Genomic DNA, 15,385 nt, shown 5'->3' with positions numbered 1-15,385 from the left:
CGCCAAAGCGCGCGATGCGCGAGCCGAATACGCTAATGCAACTTGACACGCCAGATAGTCGCTCACCCGACCCGGCTTCGCTGCGCTCCGCCGGGCCGACCTCTCCCCGCGCGCGGGGAGAGGTGAAGTCAGTGCCCGCGTCCGGGACACGACCCATAGGCGCAATTTCTTGCTACAAGATGCGCTTTAGTGTTGCGAACGGTGCGAGGCGGCGATGCCGGTGGGGTCGGATCAGATTGAAGTCTTGGACGCGTCGGGCTGGCGCAAGGTCGGCAGCCAGGCCGGCTCCAATCCCGGCGGCGTGTTTGAAGACGACGCCGGCGTGCGCTGGTACGTCAAGACGCCCAACACCGCCGATCACGCCCGCAACGAGGTGCTGGCCAATCGGCTGTATCGGCTGGCCGGCGTCGCGGTGCCCGACGTCGAACTTGCCCGGCGCGACGGCCAGCACGCGGTGGCGAGCCGGATGCTGAAAGGGCTGACGCTGGCGGAGGCGCCGCCGCATCTGTCCGACCGGGCCGGCGTGAGCGTCGGCGAAGGCTTTGCCGCCGACGCCTGGCTGGCGAATCGCGATGCTTTCGGCGTCGACCTCGACAACATGATCGTCACCGCAACCGGCGAAGTGATCCGCATTGATCAGGGCGGCGCGCTGCGCTACCGCGCGCAAGGCTCGCTGAAGACCGAATTCGGGCCCACGGTGGCCGAGTTCGACACGCTGCGCGACCGCCGCAAGAACGCGGTGGCGGCGAGCTTTTTTGCCGCGATGACCGAGCAACAATTGTTATCATCGCTGCGCTGCGTCACCGCGATCGGCTCGGCCGCGATCGCCGCCGCCGTGCGCGCGATCTATGGCGACGGTGCCGAGTCGGCTCTGCTGATCGACACGCTGATCGCCCGCCGTGACGACCTCGCGCGGCGCGCGCAGCACATCGGACGCGACTGATGCGCACCTCGGTCTCTCATCCTCTGCAAATCGCAGCCGTGCCCGGCGGTCCCGGCTGCGGCCGGGTCGGGCTGACCTTCTGTCCCGGCAAGTACGATCCCTATGCGGCCAGCGGCGCCTGGAAGCGCGATTTGGCCTGCGATCTCGACATGATCCGCGACTGGGGCGCGGCCGCGGTGGTGACGCTGGTCGAGCAGCGCGAACTCGCGATGCTGCGGGTGGAAACGTTGGGAGAAGAGGTGCTGCGCCGGCAGATGGCGTGGTTTCACCTGCCGATCGTCGACGTTTCGGTGCCGGATCAGAGTTTCGAATTGGCATGGGCCTCGGCCGGCGCGGGGTTGCGATCGATCCTGCGCAGCGGCTTCGACGTCGTGGTGCATTGTCGCGGCGGGCTCGGCCGCGCCGGCACCATCGCGGCGCGGCTGTTGGCCGAACTCGGCCATGAGCCCGCGATCGCGGTGCGCGAGGTGCGCAAGGCGCGGCCCGGCGCGATCGAAACGCCGTCGCAGAAACACTACGTGCTCGCGATCGGCGCCGCGGACGAGGACCAGCCCGCGGCCGAGCGCATCCGCGATCGCGCGATCGGCGCGCTGGCCGGGCTGGCGGTCGGCGACGCCGTCGGGACGCCGCTGGAATTTCAGCCGCGTGATAGCACTGCGCCGCTCACCGACATGATCGGCGGCGGGCCGTTCCGGCTCGAGCCCGGCGAATGGACCGACGACACCAGCATGGCGCTGTGCCTCGCCGACAGCCTGCTGGCGAGCGACCCCGGCTTCGATCCGGCCGATCTGATGCGGCGCTTCGTCGCCTGGTGGGAAGAGGGTGAAAACTCGGTCAATCAGCGCGGCTGCTTCGATATCGGTCTCACCGTCAAGGCGGCGCTGCAGCGCTGGCTGCGCGAGCGTGATCCTGATGCGGGCTCGCCGGATCCGCGCGCCGCCGGCAACGGCTCGTTGATGCGGCTCTCTCCGGTGGCGATCCGCTACTGGAACGACCGGACGCGGCTGCAAGACATCGCAATCCGCCAAAGCCGCACCACCCACGCCGCCGCCGAAGCGCTGGATGCCTGCGCGCTCTACGCCGAGATCCTGGCGGATGCGATCGCGGGACTGCCGCGCTCGCAGCTGCTGCGGCCGCGCGAGGGAACTTATGCCGGTGCGGTGCAGGCGATCGCCGCGGGCGGCTGGCGCGGCAAGCGCCGCGACGAAATCCAAAGCTCGGGCTACGTGGTGCATTCGCTGGAAGCCGCGCTGTGGTGCGTCGGCAGCACGGTGGATTTTCGCTCCGCGGTGCTGAAGGCCGCCAATCTCGGCGACGACGCCGACACCACCGCGGCGATCGCCGGGCAATTGGCCGGCGCGCTGTATGGCGCAAGCGGCATTCCGCGACATTGGATGCAGCGGCTGGCGGAGCGCGAGGCTATCTTGGCGCGCGCCGCAGCGCTGTTCGATCGCTCACTCGGCGAGCAAGCACCGCGTTGACAAAGCGGAAGCGTCATTGCGAGCCGAAGGCGGCGCGCAAGGGGCCGCGGGATGAAGGCTGATCAGAGCTTTCGAGTCGAATTGATGCGCGTCAAGTTTCCCAGCTGCCATTCCGGGGCGCGAGCAGCGTCAGCTGCGAGTGAGCCCGGAATCCATAACCACCGCAGGGGTTATGGATTCCGGACTTGCTCGTTCTTGCGAACTCGCAATCCGGAATGACGGCTGATTTGGGTTGGAAGCTTCGAGCCGAAAGAATGCTCTACAGCTGCGAGGTCGACCGCCCGGCGCTGGCGGTGGCGTCGCCGAGGCTGGGGACTACCACCAGGCGTTTGATCTGGCCGTTCTGATAGGCCTGCAGGAAGCGGTCATATTGCTTGATCGAAACGCAGCCGTTGGAATCGCCGTTGGGGCCGAGCATGTAGCTGTGCGCCAAGAGGCCAGTGCGCCCCATCGTATCGCCGCTGCCGACCGGGATCATGCGGATCGCCTGCACGCCGTGAAACAACCGCTCGCGCGGCTTCAGGTCGTAGACGTTGGGCGGCGTCGCCCCGACATTGTGTTTGTCGACATGGCCGGGATCGTCCATCAGCGCGCCGAAGCCGGAATGCGCTTCCAGCTTGACGCCGTTCGGCATGTACACCCGCCGCGCCGAAATATCATAGACCGCGGTGGCGTTGTCGTAGCCGAGCGCTGTGAGGTTCGGGCCGTCGCTGCCGAGCCCGCCGTCGGGATCGAGCGAGGCCAGCGTCAGCTTGTTGCCGAATATCTCGGAGAATTTCTGCAGCAGCCCCGGCTGCGGATCATTGCTGACCGCGACGCTGCGCTGCGCCGCCATCACGTCGGCCAGCACCGGCCGCGAGCGCGGCAGCGGCACCGCGACGACGCTGTTGGTCTGCGCCGGCGGGGCCGACGGCATCGCCACCAGATCCGGCGGCGCGACGTTCTGCGCGGTGAGATCCTGCGCCAGCCGCGCCTTGGCCTGCCGCAGCTTGGCTTCGAGCTCGGGCGACAGCGCGCGCGCGGTCGCCACCGGCGGCGCCACCGCGATCATCTCGTCGAAAATCGAATCCTTCAGAAACCTGGCATCGAACGACGCCGCATCGACGACGCTCGGCGATTCCGCTTCAGTGACCCAGGCGATCGGATCGACGTCGGCGATCCACGCCGCTGCGCCAGCCGCCAGCACCACGCCCAGCAGCGTCAGCGAGCTGGGAACGAAATAACTGCGCCCCAATGCAATGCTCTCAACGCACGTTCTGACGGCGGCCATCCATTTCCCCGTGCGACGCTTTGGATCGCTCGCTCATTCTGCCCAGGATGCATCAAGCCGGCGCATCTTGAAAGCCAAACTGCGGCAGTTTGGAGACCGCCGCCGCTGCCTCGGGTTTGCCACAAGATCTGTCGCGCACGCAGCGCCCCGCGCGCTGCGCGCTGGCAGGTATCCTAGTATGTGAAGCGGCAACGAGTCGAGCGGTCGCGATGTCCTGGCCCGGTTCCTGCTTCGTCCGTGGCCTGCCGCCGGTTTGCCACAAGGATGATGCCAACGATGCCGCTCTACAGCTTTCATTGTGCCAAATGCGACAGCGACGTCGAACTGCTGGTCGGTTCCGAGCAGCGGCCGGCCTGCCCGAACTGCCGCAGCAAGAAGCTGCAGCGGCTGGTGTCGCGGGTGGCCGCGCCCGGCAAGAGCCGCGACCTCATCAAGGCGGCGCGGTCGCAGGCCGCGCGCGAAGGCCATTTCAGCAATTACAGCCGCAGCGAACGCCGCGGTTAGGCTGCAGGCGAGTTTCGCCCGACACGGTTTCGATTGACGGATCGCCACGCTTCGCAGAAGTTCGCCGCACGTTTGGCCGAGGTTGCAATGCTCAGTTGCCCCGCAAGCGCTTCTGACAACGTCGAAAACCGAGGCTTACCGACATGACCATCCGCCTGCATCGCGGCGATCTGCCCGACCTGTCGCGCTATACCGATTCGGTGGCGATCGACACCGAGACCATGGGGCTGAACCCGCATCGCGACCGGCTCTGCGTGGTGCAATTGTCGAACGGCGACGGCAGCGCCGACGTGGTGCAGATTCCGGTCGGTCACAGCGATGCGCCAAATCTGAAAAAACTGTTGGCGGATCCTGCAGTTACCAAGATTTTCCACTTCGCGCGGTTCGACCTCGCGGCGCTCTACAACGCGCTCGGGGTGATGCCGCAGCCGGTGTATTGCACCAAGATCGCCTCGCGGCTGACCCGCACCTACACCGACCGTCACGGCCTGAAGGATCTGGTGCGCGAAGTGCTCGGCGTCGATTTGTCGAAGCAGCAGCAATCCAGCGACTGGGGTGCGCAGAGCCTCAGCGACGCGCAACTGGCCTACGCCGCCTCCGACGTGCTGCATCTGCACGGCCTGCGCACCCGGCTCGACGCCATGCTGGCCCGCGAAGGCCGCAGCGAACTGGCGCAGGCGTGCTTTGATTTCCTGCCGACCCGCGCCAAACTCGACCTCGCGGGTTGGGCGGAAGAGGATATATTCGCGCATTCCTAAAGCTTCGACGGCCGCGATGCGGCCATCGTCCTCGTTTCGGCTGGATTTGATGCAATTGCGGCACGGTCCGGCGCCGTCTGCCGCGCCGCCGGCCGGCGGGGCTTGCGGAACCGCGGGCTCGGCGCCAGTTGGTGTCGAGGCCGTCGGCCCGCTCGCAGGCGGCGGATGGGACGAGCCAGGCGTTGTGGAGCAGCGGTGCAATCGACGATCCAGTTGTCAGCCTATCAGACCGGAATGGAGACGCGCTTCGCAGTAGCGGCGCGTCACAGCCGGCTGGTGCGGTTGCTGCGGGTCGCGGTGCCTCTCGCAGTGGTGCTGGCGATGGCCGCGATCGTCGCGGTTTCGGTGTTCAACCCGTTCCGTTTCCTGGCGAAATTGCCGGTCGACATGGGCAATCTGGTGGTCTCCGGCACCAAGATCACGATGGAAGCGCCGCATCTGTCGGGATTTTCGCCGGACCAACGGCCCTATGAGCTATGGGCCAAGACCGCGACCCAGGACCTCACCACGCCCGACCATGTCGATCTCGCCACCCTGCGGGCCAAGCTGTTGACCCAGGACCAGGCCACCGTCACGGTCGATGCGCGGCAGGGGCTGTTCGATACCAAGAACCAGCTGCTCGACCTGCGCAAGGACGTCTATCTGCAGAGCTCGACCGGCTACGAGGCGTGGATGACGCGGGCGTTTATCGATATCGCCAAGGGCACCGTGGTCTCCGACGAACCCGTGGACGTGAAATGGCAGGGCGGAACGTTGCGCGGACAACGCATGCGGGTCACCGAAAAGGGCGAGATCGTCCGCTTCGAGGGCGGCGTGGTGATGAATCTGGACGGCGTGCAGCCGGCCCCGCCGGAGGAACCTGTCAGTGCTCCTGCTCCCAAGCCTCAAACGGCGCCGGCCAGCCGCGCTGTCTCCGGCAAAGCCAATGTGAAATGATCCCCAGATGACCAAGTTGCAGAGAACCGGCCGGATCCTGGGTGGCGGTTGCGCCGCGATGATTGTCGTCGCGGCGCTGGGCGTTGCGCCGGCCGCCGCGCAGGCCGGGATGACCGGGGTGCCCAACGCGATGCAGGGCTTCTCGCAGAACCGCGACAAGCCGATCCAGATCGAGGCTGCCACGCTCGAGGTGCGCGACAAGAAGAAGGAAGCGACCTTCACCGGCGACGTCAAAGTGGTGCAGGGCGATACCACCATGACCTCCAAGGTGTTGGTGGTGTTCTACGATCAGGACCAGCCGCCTGCCGAGCCGGCGCCGGGCCGCTCCGCCAAGACCGCGCCGAAGCCGCAGATGACGGCGGCGGCGCCCGGCCCCGGCGGCGGATCGTCGATCCGCCGGCTGGAAGCCAAGGGCAATGTCGTGGTGACCCAGAAGGATCAGGTAGTTACCGGCGACACCGCGGTGTTCGATACCAAGACCAATCTGGTGACAATGCTCGGCGGCGTAGTGCTGACGCAGGGCAAGAATGTCGTGCGGGGGGACAAACTCCTGGTCGATATGACCACCGGCGTGTCGCGGGTGGAGGCCGGCAACGGTCGGGTGCAGGGGCTGTTCCAGTCGTCCCCCGGGGCAGGGCCGCTCGGGACGGCGCCGCCGCCGAATTCCGGCAAACCGAAGTAATTTCAACGCGCCGCGGCGGCGCAATGAGGTTGAGCGGCAGCGTGCTGAGCCGCTAAGTGTGGTGTGGGGCGGGCGGCGCCTGGCGGCTTGGTGCGACGCACCACAATTTGCCGCTATTGCGCGGCAAAGACCAAGACGATTGAGGAAGAACCGCGCGCCATGCTGCGCGGCTTCGAACCAGGGCCGGGAAGGTTGACGATAACGCGATGGTGGATCTTCTCGGCATGTTCCGGCGCCGGCCGGCCAAGGCCGCCGCGAGCTTTGCGCGCTCGCAGCGCGACGACATCACCGACCTCGGCGACAACGTCGGCGACCTTCTGACCAGCCCGGTGCGCGACGCGCCGGCGATCCCGCGCGAACCCGCCGCCGCGGCGCCGCCGCCGCCGATTGCTCCGCAGCGCCCAGCCCGGCCGCAGTCGGCGCGACCGCAGAGCGCGCCCGCCCGCGACGGCTTTCTCGCGGTGCACGGCATCGAAAAGAGTTTCGGCAGCCGGCGCATCGTCCGCGGCGTCAGCATCTATGTCCGGCGCGGCGAGGCGGTCGGCCTGCTCGGCCCCAATGGCGCCGGCAAGACCACGGTGTTCTACATGATCACCGGCCTGATCAAGGCCGATCGCGGCGCCATCGAGCTCGACGGCCACGACGTCACCAAGCTGCCGATGTACCAGCGCGCGCGGCTCGGCATCGGTTACTTGCCGCAGGAAGCCTCGATTTTCCGCGGCCTCAGCGTCGAGCAGAATATTCGCGCGGTGCTTGAGGCGGTGGAGCCGGATCGCCGCAAGCGCGAGGCCGAACTCGACAATCTGTTGCAGGAATTCAACATCGAGCGGTTGCGCAAATCGCCGTCGATCGCGCTGTCCGGCGGCGAGCGGCGGCGCGTCGAAATCGCCCGAGCGCTGGCCAGCCGGCCGAACTACATGCTGCTCGACGAACCGTTCGCCGGCATCGATCCGATCGCGGTGGGCGACATCCAGGACCTGGTGCGCCACCTCACCAACCGCGGGATCGGCGTGCTGATCACCGACCACAACGTCCGCGAGACGCTGGGGCTGACCGACCGTGCCTATATCGTCTATGCCGGAGAGATCTTGACCGAAGGCAGCCCGGAGGAGATTGTCAACAATCCGGACGTCCGGCGCCTGTATCTCGGCGAGGAATTCCGGCTCTAACGGCGGCGCCAGGCAGAGCGTCTTTGGTTTCCAGGGACGCCGCCCATACTCCAAATTTCCCATTCGTCAAGCCGTGTACATCGGTCCGATAACGCGTTAAGCAAGAAACGGACCAATCTGGAACGGCTGCCTCCATGGCACTGACCCAACGCTTAGAATTCCGCCAGTCGCAATCGCTGGTGATGACGCCGCAGCTGATGCAGGCGATCAAACTGCTGCAATTGTCGAACCTCGACCTCGCTAGCTTCGTCGAGGACGAGCTCGAGCGGAACCCATTGCTCGATCGCGCCAACGAAAACGGCGAGCCGCCGGTGCCGGGCGAGCCCGCTCCTGAGCGCGCCGAATTTTCCGACCGCGACGAATCCGGATCGGCGTCCGGCGACGATGCGGGCGGCGAGGGCGCAGATTTTACCGACCGCGCCGGCGGCGACGGTTTTGAGGCTTCCGCCGAAGACTGGATGCAGCGCGACCTCGGCAGCCGCGCCGAGATCGAACAGACCCTCGACACCGGCCTCGACAACGTGTTCTCCGAAGAGCCGGCCGAAGCCGCGGCGCGCACCGCGCAGGACGCAGCACCCACCGCCTTCACCGAATGGGGCGGCGGCTCGTCGAACGACGACGGCTACAATCTCGAAGCCTTCGTCGCCGCGGAAATCACGCTGGGCGGCCATCTCGCCGAGCAGCTGGCGGTGGCGTTCACCGATCCGAAGCAGCGCCTGATCGGGCAGTATCTGATCGACCTGGTCGACGACGCCGGCTATCTGCCGCCGGACCTCGGCGACGCCGCCGAACGGCTCGGCGCCAGCGCCGAACAGGTCGAGGCCGTGGTGGCCGTGCTGCAGAAGTTCGATCCGGCCGGGGTCTGCGCCCGCAATCTCAGCGAATGCCTGGCGATCCAGCTGCGCGACCGCGACCGCTACGATCCGGCGATGCAGGCCTTGGTCGAGCATCTCGATCTGTTGGCCAAGCGCGACATCGGCAATCTGCGCAAGATCTGCGGCGTCGACGACGAGGATCTCGCCGACATGATCGGCGAGATCCGCCATCTCGATCCCAAGCCGGGGCTGAAATTCGGCTCGGCGCGGGTGCAGACCGTGGTGCCGGACGTCTATGTCCGGCCCGGCCCGGACGGCGGCTGGCATGTCGAGCTGAACAGCGAGACCTTGCCGAAGGTCCTGGTCAACCAAGTGTATTACTCGGAGCTGTCGAAGACGATCCGCAAGGACGGCGACAAGGCCTACTTCACCGACTGCCTGCAGAACGCCACTTGGCTGGTGCGCGCGCTGGATCAGCGCGCCCGCACCATCCTCAAGGTTTCCACCGAGATCGTGCGTCAGCAGGACGGCTTCTTTACCCAGGGCGTCGCGCATCTGCGGCCGCTCAATCTGAAAGCCGTTGCAGATGCCATCCAGATGCACGAGTCGACAGTCTCGCGGGTGACCGCCAACAAATACATGGCGACCAACCGCGGCATCTTCGAATTGAAATACTTCTTCACCGCGTCGATCGCCTCGGCGGACGGCGGCGAGGCGCATTCGGCGGAAGCCGTGCGTCACCACATCAAGCAATTGATCGATGGGGAAAACCCCGCGATTATTCTGTCCGACGACACCATCGTCGAAAAACTGCGCGAAGCTGGTATTGACATCGCGCGTCGCACCGTCGCCAAGTACCGCGAAGCGATGCGGATTCCCTCCTCCGTCCAGCGTCGCCGAGACAAGCAAAGCATGCTTGGAAATGCACTCACAGCGCCGGCAACCACGGCAGACCGGTCCCGCGACATTGCACCGGCTTGATTGAGTTCATTCCTGCTGAAACTGTATCTCCATCTTTAGACGAATCGAGGCATGACATGACCATTCGGGTCTCCGGCAAGAGCATCAGTGTCGGTGAAGCGCTGCGCGGCCGCGTCAGCGAGCGCACCGACGAGGTGCTCCGCAAGTATTTCGACGGCAACTATTCGGGCCATATCACCCTCAGCAAGGACGGCTTCGGCTTTCGCACCGATTGTGCGTTGCACCTGGACTCCGGCATCACGCTGGAAGCCGAATCCAACGCCGCCGACGCCTATGCCAGCGCCGACCAGGCGCTGCTGCAGATCGAAAAGCGGCTGCGCCGCTACAAGAGCCGGCTGAAGGATCGCTCGGCGCGCAAGATTCACGCTGCCGCCGCTGCGGTCGCCGAGATCGGTGGGTCGTCGCTGGACGCGCCGAGCTACGTCATCGAGGCGCCCGACACCGAAGCCGAAATCGCCGATGAGGGCTACAACGCGGTGATCATCGCCGAGGCGACCACCTCGCTGAAGCGGCTCTCGGTCTCGGAAGCGGTGATGGAATTGGACCTCTCCGGCGCGCCGGTGGTGGTTTTCCTGCATGGCAGCAGCGGCCGGGTCAACGTGATCTACCGGCGGCCGGACGGCAATGTCGGCTGGGTCGATCCGCCGGCGGTGGCCAGCTGAGATCGCCATTGACGCCCTGCAGGGCGCTTCCTATGGTCCGCCGCCTTCGGGGCCGAGCCCCGGGGCGGCGAGCTTTTGCGGCCGGCCGCGACTGGTGCTAGACTGCACCAGTTCGATGATTTCAGGAGCGTTTTAGACCGGCGAAGCATCTCAATCCGCCGGCCAAAGCGCCCCGCTTGACCCAACCTGCCTCACGCCTATTTCACACTGACGGTAAATCATCCTCGGAACGCTTCATGACGATTACCGATCTGGTCGCGCCCGAGGCCGTTATCCCGGCGTTGAAAGTCAACAGCAAGAAGCAGGCGTTGCAGGAGCTGGCGGCACGCGCCGCGGTGCTCACCGGGCAGAACGAGCGCGCGATCTTCGAAGTGCTGCTGCAGCGCGAGAAGCTCGGCACCACAGCCGTTGGTTACGGCGTGGCGATCCCGCACGGCAAGCTGCCGAAGCTCGACAAGCTGTTCGGCCTGTTCGCCCGGCTGGAGCGGCCGATCGATTTCGAGGCGATGGACGGCCAGCCGGTCGACCTGGTGTTTCTGCTGCTGGCGCCGGAAGGCGCCGGCGCCGATCACCTGAAGGCCTTGGCCCGGATCGCACGGCTGCTGCGCGATCTCGACGTCGCCAAGAAGCTGCGCGCCTCGCGCGACGCCCAGGCGATCTATTCGGTGCTGGCGTTGCCGCCGGCGACCGCGGCTTGATCCCGGCGATGTAGCCAACGGCGCGGGCGACCAGAGCGGCCGCGTTCCGCCACCCAATTCATCGATCGACGCCGCGAGCCGCCGGGCCTGCCGGTCGCGCGTTGTCGCCCCAATCGGGACCAAAATGTTTCAGATCGCCATCCTTGCTTTCAGCCTGTCGACCGACGCCTTTGCCGCCTCGGTTGCCAAGGGCGTGCGGTTTCCCAACATGTCGTGGCTGCGCAGCGCCGGGATCGCGCTCGGCTTCGGTACGCTGGAAGCGCTGGCGCCGCTGATCGGCTATCTGCTCGGCAAGCAGTTCGCCGGAATCATCGAAGGCTACGACCATTGGCTGGCCTTCATCGTGCTGGGCGGTCTCGGGCTGCGGATGATCTGGCGCAGCTTTCATCCCGAGGCGGTCGTCGCGTCGCAGACCACACCGACCTGGGCCGCGGTGCTCGCCACCGCGCTCGGCACCAGCATCGACGCCACCGCGGTGGGGCTGACGCTGGCGCTGTTCGGCGACAACATTCCGCTAACCCTGTTTGTGATCGGCATCGTCACCTTCGTGCTGACTTTGATCGGATTGCGGATCGGCGGCCTGATCGGCGAGCGCACCGGCCGTTGGGCCGAACTGGCCGGCGGCCTCGGCCTGATCGTGATCGGCAGCAATATTCTGGTCAGCCATCTGACGGCGTGAGCCACGGACTCTGCCGTCGGCTCGCAAGTCGTGATATCTTGGCGGGATGAAACGGTCGGACGCACTCAGGAAGCTGCGCGCCCATGCCGACGCCATCAGGGCGCTGGGCGCGACGTCGCTCTATCTGTTCGGCTCTACCGCCCGTGGCAAGGCCAGCGCCACGAGCGACCTCGACCTGTTCGTCGACTACGATCCCCGCGGTCGGTTTAGCGTGCTCGACCTGGTGGCCGCCAAGCGACTGCTCGAGGGCAGCCTCGGCGTCGCGATCGACCTCACCACCCGAAAGGGGCTGCACCCGCTGATCCGCAAGCAGGTCGAGGCCGAGGCGACCCGGGTTTTCTAGAGATGGCCGCGCGTTCCCCCTCGCTGCGCATCCACGATATGCTCGAAAGCATCCGGGGAATCGAAAAGGCGATCGCCGACAAGACCTTCCGGGATTACCAACGGTCGTGGCTGTTGCGCTCGGCCATTGAGCGTGGTGTCGAGGTTATCTCTGAAGCCAGCCGCCATCTCGGTCCGGACCTTAAGGCGCAGCATCCCGACGTGCGCTGGGATGACATCGCGGGGATCGGCAACATTCTGCGGCACGAATATCAGCGTGTGGATGCGTCGATCATCTGGAATGCGATCAAGAATGACCTGCCGGCCCTGAAGCAGGCGCTGCTCGCGTTGAAGCGGGCGACCAAATAGCCGGGTTGCTGGCATCGGACACGCAAGCGGCGTGATCGGCAAAAAAAGCGCGGGCCATCCTGACTCAACAGGACAGCCCGCGCAAAACTCGCTTTTGCTGGCTCGCGTTGCTCTCGCGGCCGTGCGTCAGTGGACGCTGACGGCCTGCAATTCCTGGCTCCAGGCATTGGCGATCGCCGCTTCCCGACTATCGGTCAGCATGATCGGGGTGCCGTCGGCCGAATGCAGCGCGAACAGCTTGAGGCCCGGCGCGATTCGCGGCGCCTGCGGAAACAAGCCAGGCACGTCCTCGGATCGGATCTGCTTCACGTAAGCGATATGGCCCTCGCCAAGGGTCGCCAGCGCCTCGGTGGAGACGTCGACATTTTCAACGACATTCACTGCAGTCATGGTCTCGACTCCTTTTTGTACATCAAGCGGTCGAGTCCGCTACTCGTTCCATTATTCGTGTTCATTGATAGCGATTGTCTTAACGACCCGCTCCGGCTCAGGCCGGGCCAGATCGATCGACAGCAGCCCGTTTTTCAAATCCGCACCCAGCACCTGCATCCCCTCCGCCAACACGAAAGTGCGCTGGAAGTGGCGCGCGGCGATGCCGCGATGGATGTATTGCCGGGTCTTGTCGTCCTGCTGCCGGCCGCGGATCACCAGCTGGTTTTCCTCAATGGTGACATCGAGTTGGTCGCGGGTGAACCCGGCGACCGCGAGCGTGATCTGGAGCTTTTCGGGCTCCCCGTTACAACGGTCGCAACGCTCGATGTTGTAGGGAGGGTAGCCGTCGGCGCCCTTGACGACGCGATCGAGCGCACGCTCGATTTCATCGAATCCCAGCAGGAACGGACTGGATAACGTCGGAACACGAGACATATCGTACAAAGCCCTCTCGAAGCGACTTTGAGTTTAGGGCCCTTGCGGCACCCTAAGAGTCGGCCGGCTGGCGGACTGCCCTCCGGTCACACCACAATATGGGCATCGCCCGGTGCTGTTCAAGAACCCCCAACGGGCGTCCCACGGCGGCATTTTGGCACTTACAGGTCGATCCGGCGGCGGCCGTCGGCGCTGAACAGATGCAATCTTTCACGCGGCGCGGTGACCATGATCCGCTCGCCCACTGCCGGCGCGTTTTGCCCCGGCACCCGGACGATCACCTCGCCGGGCGGCAGCTCGCCGGGCCTGGCGCTGATCGCCGGCTCGCCGTGACGCGCGCGCGCGCCATAGACGAAGGTCTCGGCGCCGACCCGCTCGATGGCGTCGACGACGAGATCGAGCGAAAGCCCGCCGCTCGCCGCGGCCTCCGTCGAAATCAGCAGATCCTCGGGCCGAATGCCGAGAATCCCAGCCTCGGTGTTCGCGCGTGCGTCGCCGGAAAATTGCGCGCGGATCTCATCGGCGTCGAGCGTGATCAGGTTCATCGGCGGCGCGCCGATGAACGAGGCGACGAAGGTGCTGGCGGGCTTGCGATAGACCTCGAGCGGATTGCCGATCTGCTCGACCATCCCGCCATTCATCACCACCAGAATATCCGCCAGCGTCATCGCTTCGAGCTGATCGTGGGTGACATAGATCGAAGTGGTGTTGAGCCGGCGCTGCAATTTACGGATCTCGACCCGCATCGCGATGCGCAGCTTGGCGTCGAGATTGGACAGCGGTTCGTCGAACAGAAACACTTTCGGCTGCCGCACGATGGCGCGGCCCATCGCCACGCGCTGGCGCTGGCCGCCGGAGAGCTGCCTGGGCTTGCGCTCCAGCAGCGCGCCGATTTCCAGAATCCGCGCCGCCTCGCGAACCCGGGTGTCGATCTCCGGCTTCGGCATGCCGCGGTTACGCAGGCCATAGGCCATGTTGTTGTAGACGCTCATATGCGGATACAGCGCGTAGTTCTGGAACACCATCGCGATGTCGCGATCCGCCGGCTCAATGTCGTTGACGACGCGGCCGCCGATGTCGATCTCGCCTTTGGTGATGGTCTCGAGCCCGGCGACCATCCGCAGCAGCGTCGACTTGCCGCAGCCGGAGGGGCCGACCAGCACGCAGAACTGGCCGTCGTCGACCGCAAAGTCGATGCCCTTGATGGCCTCGACGCCGCCCGGATAAGTCTTGCGGACGTTGCGCAGGGTGACGTTAGACATCGGACGCGACTTTCACTTTTCCGTCTCCACCAGGCCGTGCACGAACAGTCTTTGCATCACGATCACCACCAGCACCGGCGGCAGCATCGCCAGCACCGCGGTGGCCATCACCATCGGCCATTCGGTCAGCGCGTCCGAAGTTGTGATCATCTTGCGGATGCCGATCACGATGGTCTGCATGTCGTCGCGGGTGGTGATCAAGAGCGGCCACAGATACTGATTCCAGCCATAGATGAACAGGATCACGAACAGCGCCGCGATATTGGTCCGCGACAGCGGCAGCAGCGTATCCCAGAAGAACCGCAACGGCCCGGCGCCGTCGATCCGCGACGCTTCCAGGAGTTCGTCCGGCACCGTCATGAAGAACTGCCGGAACAACAACGTCGCGGTCGCCGAGGCGATCAGCGGCAACGTCAAGCCGGCGTAGCTGTCGAGCATGTTGAGATCGGCGGCGATCTTGTAGGTCGGATAGATCCGCACCTCGACCGGCAACATCAGGGTGATGAAGATCATCCAGAAGATCCACATCCGGAACGGGAAGCGGAAGTACACGATGGCGTAGGCCGACAGGATCGAGATCGCGATCTTGCCGAGCGCGATGACCAGCGCCATCACCAGCGAATTGAACAGCATCACGCCGACCGGCTCGCGGGTCGAGCCGGAGGTGCCGACGAAGATCGTCCGGGTGTAGGTCTCGAGGAAATGTCCGCCCGGCAGCAGCGACATCTGGCCGTTGGCGATCGAGGCGGCGTCCTGGGTCGAGGCGACGAACGCCAGATAGACCGGAAACGCCACCACAGCGATGCCGACCCACAGAATGAGATGCGCGACGAGACCGCGGATGCCCTGGCGCTCGACCATCAGGACAGGCCTTCGAAAAGTGAATGCGGGCGCCGCCGACTTTCCCTCGCCCCGCCTGCGGGGAGAGGGTGTCTGACGCGCGCGCAGCGCGTGTCAGACGGGTGAGGGGGCGTCGCCGCGAGTTCTG

At 65.7% G+C, this 15,385-nt stretch carries 18 protein-coding genes; 13 read left to right on the top strand and 5 right to left on the bottom strand.

All coding sequences use genetic code 11. The annotated features are described in order from the left end of the window. The first annotated feature begins 214 nt into the window (after nucleotides 1-214). Nucleotides 215-943: a type III effector HopAG1 gene (locus HNR60_RS20440; RefSeq protein WP_184261515.1), complete on the top strand. Its 729-nt coding sequence runs from the start codon at nucleotides 215-217 to the stop codon at nucleotides 941-943. Further along, nucleotides 943-2,424 carry an ADP-ribosylglycohydrolase family protein gene (locus HNR60_RS20435; protein ID WP_184261513.1) on the top strand — a complete coding sequence of 494 codons (1,482 nt, stop codon included), beginning with the start codon at nucleotides 943-945 and terminating at the stop codon, nucleotides 2,422-2,424. The genes HNR60_RS20440 and HNR60_RS20435 overlap by 1 nt, the downstream gene beginning before the upstream one ends. 259 nt (nucleotides 2,425-2,683) lie before the next feature. Here the strand turns inward: HNR60_RS20435 and HNR60_RS20430 are convergent, their stop codons facing one another. Further along, a complete protein-coding gene (locus tag HNR60_RS20430; protein ID WP_246433033.1) occupies nucleotides 2,684-3,658 on the bottom strand; it encodes a DUF2778 domain-containing protein in 975 nt (324 codons plus the stop codon). A gap of 312 nt (nucleotides 3,659-3,970) precedes the next feature. Between HNR60_RS20430 and HNR60_RS20425 the strand changes: the two genes are divergently transcribed. The 11 genes from HNR60_RS20425 to HNR60_RS20375 all read left to right on the top strand — a co-directional run bounded on the left by HNR60_RS20425 (nucleotide 3,971) and on the right by HNR60_RS20375 (nucleotide 12,268). Next, nucleotides 3,971-4,198 carry an FmdB family zinc ribbon protein gene (locus tag HNR60_RS20425; protein WP_184261509.1) on the top strand — a complete coding sequence of 76 codons (228 nt, stop codon included), beginning with the start codon at nucleotides 3,971-3,973 and terminating at the stop codon, nucleotides 4,196-4,198. A 143-nt stretch (nucleotides 4,199-4,341) separates the two neighbouring features. Further along, entirely contained in the window at nucleotides 4,342-4,956 is a 615-nt protein-coding gene (locus HNR60_RS20420) for a ribonuclease D (RefSeq protein WP_184261507.1), read from the top strand. Between the two features lie 234 nt (nucleotides 4,957-5,190). Then, nucleotides 5,191-5,892, top strand: a complete 702-nt coding sequence (gene lptC, locus HNR60_RS20415; RefSeq protein ID WP_184261523.1) for an LPS export ABC transporter periplasmic protein LptC — start codon at nucleotides 5,191-5,193, stop codon at nucleotides 5,890-5,892. 7 nt (nucleotides 5,893-5,899) lie between these two features. Beyond that, nucleotides 5,900-6,574: an LptA/OstA family protein gene (locus HNR60_RS20410; protein ID WP_184261505.1), complete on the top strand. Its 675-nt coding sequence runs from the start codon at nucleotides 5,900-5,902 to the stop codon at nucleotides 6,572-6,574. A 206-nt stretch (nucleotides 6,575-6,780) separates the two neighbouring features. Beyond that, nucleotides 6,781-7,743, top strand: coding sequence for an LPS export ABC transporter ATP-binding protein (gene lptB, locus HNR60_RS20405; RefSeq protein WP_184261503.1), 963 nt, complete (start codon nucleotides 6,781-6,783; stop codon nucleotides 7,741-7,743). 134 nt (nucleotides 7,744-7,877) lie between these two features. Next, nucleotides 7,878-9,539, top strand: a complete 1,662-nt coding sequence (rpoN, locus tag HNR60_RS20400; protein WP_184261501.1) for an RNA polymerase factor sigma-54 — start codon at nucleotides 7,878-7,880, stop codon at nucleotides 9,537-9,539. Nucleotides 9,540-9,595: 56 nt separating this feature from the next. Further along, entirely contained in the window at nucleotides 9,596-10,201 is a 606-nt protein-coding gene (gene hpf / locus HNR60_RS20395) for a ribosome hibernation-promoting factor, HPF/YfiA family (protein ID WP_184261499.1), read from the top strand. A 236-nt stretch (nucleotides 10,202-10,437) separates the two neighbouring features. Beyond that, nucleotides 10,438-10,899 (top strand): PTS IIA-like nitrogen regulatory protein PtsN, encoded by a 462-nt coding sequence (gene ptsN, locus HNR60_RS20390; protein ID WP_184261497.1) that lies wholly within the window; start codon nucleotides 10,438-10,440, stop codon nucleotides 10,897-10,899. A 124-nt stretch (nucleotides 10,900-11,023) separates the two neighbouring features. After that, nucleotides 11,024-11,578: a manganese efflux pump MntP gene (locus tag HNR60_RS20385; RefSeq protein ID WP_184261495.1), complete on the top strand. Its 555-nt coding sequence runs from the start codon at nucleotides 11,024-11,026 to the stop codon at nucleotides 11,576-11,578. A gap of 46 nt (nucleotides 11,579-11,624) precedes the next feature. Beyond that, a complete protein-coding gene (locus HNR60_RS20380; protein WP_184261493.1) occupies nucleotides 11,625-11,921 on the top strand; it encodes a nucleotidyltransferase family protein in 297 nt (98 codons plus the stop codon). 2 nt (nucleotides 11,922-11,923) lie between these two features. Beyond that, nucleotides 11,924-12,268, top strand: a complete 345-nt coding sequence (locus HNR60_RS20375) for a HepT-like ribonuclease domain-containing protein (protein ID WP_184261491.1) — start codon at nucleotides 11,924-11,926, stop codon at nucleotides 12,266-12,268. A 126-nt stretch (nucleotides 12,269-12,394) separates the two neighbouring features. On the opposite strand, the gene HNR60_RS20370 is transcribed toward HNR60_RS20375, so the two are convergent. The 4 genes from HNR60_RS20370 to ugpE form a co-directional block, all read right to left on the bottom strand. Then, a complete protein-coding gene (locus HNR60_RS20370; RefSeq protein WP_011470893.1) occupies nucleotides 12,395-12,658 on the bottom strand; it encodes a BQ00720 family protein in 264 nt (87 codons plus the stop codon). A gap of 51 nt (nucleotides 12,659-12,709) precedes the next feature. Continuing rightward, a complete protein-coding gene (locus tag HNR60_RS20365) occupies nucleotides 12,710-13,135 on the bottom strand; it encodes an Hsp20 family protein (RefSeq protein WP_184261521.1) in 426 nt (141 codons plus the stop codon). Between the two features lie 161 nt (nucleotides 13,136-13,296). Continuing rightward, nucleotides 13,297-14,397: a sn-glycerol-3-phosphate import ATP-binding protein UgpC gene (locus HNR60_RS20360; protein WP_184261489.1), complete on the bottom strand. Its 1,101-nt coding sequence runs from the start codon at nucleotides 14,395-14,397 to the stop codon at nucleotides 13,297-13,299. 12 nt (nucleotides 14,398-14,409) lie between these two features. Beyond that, nucleotides 14,410-15,258, bottom strand: coding sequence for a sn-glycerol-3-phosphate ABC transporter permease UgpE (gene ugpE / locus HNR60_RS20355; protein WP_184261487.1), 849 nt, complete (start codon nucleotides 15,256-15,258; stop codon nucleotides 14,410-14,412). Nucleotides 15,259-15,385: the final 127 nt, after the last annotated feature.

The sequence above is a fragment of the Rhodopseudomonas rhenobacensis genome, from assembly GCF_014203125.1.
Classification (GTDB): Bacteria; Pseudomonadota; Alphaproteobacteria; order Rhizobiales; family Xanthobacteraceae; genus Rhodopseudomonas_A; species Rhodopseudomonas_A rhenobacensis.
This window is presented reverse-complemented; position numbering and strand designations above follow the sequence as displayed.

Excerpts from the sequence above, each read along its gene's own strand:
- ptsN (WP_184261497.1), top strand. The coding sequence starts at position 10,438 with ATGACGATTACCGATCTGGTCGCGCCCGAGGCCGTTATCCCGGCGTTG.
- HNR60_RS20410 (WP_184261505.1), top strand. The coding sequence starts at position 5,900 with ATGACCAAGTTGCAGAGAACCGGCCGGATCCTGGGTGGCGGTTGCGCC.
- rpoN (WP_184261501.1), top strand. The coding sequence starts at position 7,878 with ATGGCACTGACCCAACGCTTAGAATTCCGCCAGTCGCAATCGCTGGTG.
- HNR60_RS20365 (WP_184261521.1), bottom strand. The coding sequence starts at position 13,135 with ATGTCTCGTGTTCCGACGTTATCCAGTCCGTTCCTGCTGGGATTCGAT.
- HNR60_RS20380 (WP_184261493.1), top strand. The coding sequence starts at position 11,625 with ATGAAACGGTCGGACGCACTCAGGAAGCTGCGCGCCCATGCCGACGCC.
- HNR60_RS20385 (WP_184261495.1), top strand. The coding sequence starts at position 11,024 with ATGTTTCAGATCGCCATCCTTGCTTTCAGCCTGTCGACCGACGCCTTT.
- HNR60_RS20360 (WP_184261489.1), bottom strand. The coding sequence starts at position 14,397 with ATGTCTAACGTCACCCTGCGCAACGTCCGCAAGACTTATCCGGGCGGC.
- HNR60_RS20440 (WP_184261515.1), top strand. The coding sequence starts at position 215 with ATGCCGGTGGGGTCGGATCAGATTGAAGTCTTGGACGCGTCGGGCTGG.
- HNR60_RS20435 (WP_184261513.1), top strand. The coding sequence starts at position 943 with ATGCGCACCTCGGTCTCTCATCCTCTGCAAATCGCAGCCGTGCCCGGC.
- lptC (WP_184261523.1), top strand. The coding sequence starts at position 5,191 with ATGGAGACGCGCTTCGCAGTAGCGGCGCGTCACAGCCGGCTGGTGCGG.
- HNR60_RS20425 (WP_184261509.1), top strand. The coding sequence starts at position 3,971 with ATGCCGCTCTACAGCTTTCATTGTGCCAAATGCGACAGCGACGTCGAA.
- hpf (WP_184261499.1), top strand. The coding sequence starts at position 9,596 with ATGACCATTCGGGTCTCCGGCAAGAGCATCAGTGTCGGTGAAGCGCTG.
- HNR60_RS20370 (WP_011470893.1), bottom strand. The coding sequence starts at position 12,658 with ATGACTGCAGTGAATGTCGTTGAAAATGTCGACGTCTCCACCGAGGCG.
- lptB (WP_184261503.1), top strand. The coding sequence starts at position 6,781 with ATGGTGGATCTTCTCGGCATGTTCCGGCGCCGGCCGGCCAAGGCCGCC.
- HNR60_RS20375 (WP_184261491.1), top strand. The coding sequence starts at position 11,924 with ATGGCCGCGCGTTCCCCCTCGCTGCGCATCCACGATATGCTCGAAAGC.
- HNR60_RS20420 (WP_184261507.1), top strand. The coding sequence starts at position 4,342 with ATGACCATCCGCCTGCATCGCGGCGATCTGCCCGACCTGTCGCGCTAT.
- ugpE (WP_184261487.1), bottom strand. The coding sequence starts at position 15,258 with ATGGTCGAGCGCCAGGGCATCCGCGGTCTCGTCGCGCATCTCATTCTG.